The 1,406-nt window shown below is 56.8% G+C and carries 1 protein-coding gene; it reads left to right on the top strand.

Annotated features, from left to right (window positions below):
* Positions 1-11: 11 nt before the first annotated feature.
* Positions 12-1,406 (top strand): peptidase (locus EII32_RS11255; protein WP_125235461.1); only part of this gene is annotated, 1,395 nt, incomplete at its 3' end.

Below are 1,406 nucleotides of genomic sequence, written 5' to 3'. Positions count from 1 at the left end.
TTCGAACAATAATGAAGACAAATTTACTTACGAACATGCTCGCGGCGACAGTCGCGCTGTTCACAGCCCTGTTTGCCCTGCCACAGACGGCGCAGGCGCAGACCTACTACGACCTCTACATTGCCGGCACGCGGGTAACCCCCGAAAACTGCAACGACCTCAGCGTGATTGCCGGCGTAAGCGGCACGGTGAAGTATGACCCCGCCACCAAGACTCTCACCCTCGACAACGCCACCATCAACGGCGATAGCGAGAGAACCGGCATCTTTTCACGAATCGGCGGCCTCACGGTGAAACTCATCGGCACAAACACGGTAACGGCAGGGGGAGTAAAATCAGCCATCGAACACACCATGTGGATGACCATTACGGGCAGTGGCACGCTCAACGCAGAGAGCACATATCACTGCAGCATCTTGGTTTACAAAACCTCGCTCACCATCGACGGCTGCACCGTCAATACCAAAGGCGCATATGGCATCACAGGAGTGTACGACTCCCCAGAATCCCTGACCATCCGTAATGCTACGATAACGGCAGAGGGCAGCAGAGGCTCCATCTGCGACCTCCGGATCCTCATCCTCGAAGGCTGCGCCATCACAAGCCCCTCCGGAGCTGTATGGAACGCCGAGAGGAACGCCGTGTGCGACGCCTCGGGAAATATCCTCAAATCCAAGGTGACCATCGAGCCGGTTACCGCTTACGACCTCTGGATTGCCGGCAAGCAGGTGAACTCCGCCAACTGCGACGACCTCACCTCGATTGAAGGCGTGAGCGGCACGGTAATCTACGACCCCGCCACCAAGACCCTAACCCTCGACAACGCCGACATCAACGGCGTTAACAACAAAGGCATCGAATCAAGCATCGACGGTCTCACGGTGGAGATTAGCGGCACCAACGAGGTGAGGGCGTTCAGTACAGCCATCGTCCACACCAAACCTATGACCATTACGGGCAGAGGCTTTCTCAAAGTAAAGGCCATATACGAAGACATCGGCATCTTTGTTAATCAGACCGACCTGATCATCGATGGCTGCAAGGTGGACGCCAATGGCATCGCAGGAAAGAACGGCTCCGTGGCGACGTTCACCGTTAAGAACGCCACCGTCACGTCAGAAGAAGGGTACGGCTCCATCTACGATTTAAAAACCCTCACGCTCGAGGGCTGTGCCATAACCCAACCCGCCGGTGCTGTGTGGAACCCCGAGAAGCACGCCGTGTGCGACGCTTCTGGAAATATCATCACCGACAAGGTGACCATTGCGCCGGTTACCAACGGCATCGAAACCGTGACGGCAGACGTGTCTGCCGGCAAGCGCGGCGTGTATAACCTCCAAGGCGTGCGCCTCGGCGAGAGCCTCGACCGCCTGCCCGCGGGAGTGTATATATATAATGGTAAGAAA

The sequence above is a fragment of the Prevotella sp. OH937_COT-195 genome (assembly GCF_003932845.1).
Classification (GTDB): domain Bacteria; phylum Bacteroidota; class Bacteroidia; order Bacteroidales; family Bacteroidaceae; genus Prevotella.
This window is presented reverse-complemented; position numbering and strand designations above follow the sequence as displayed.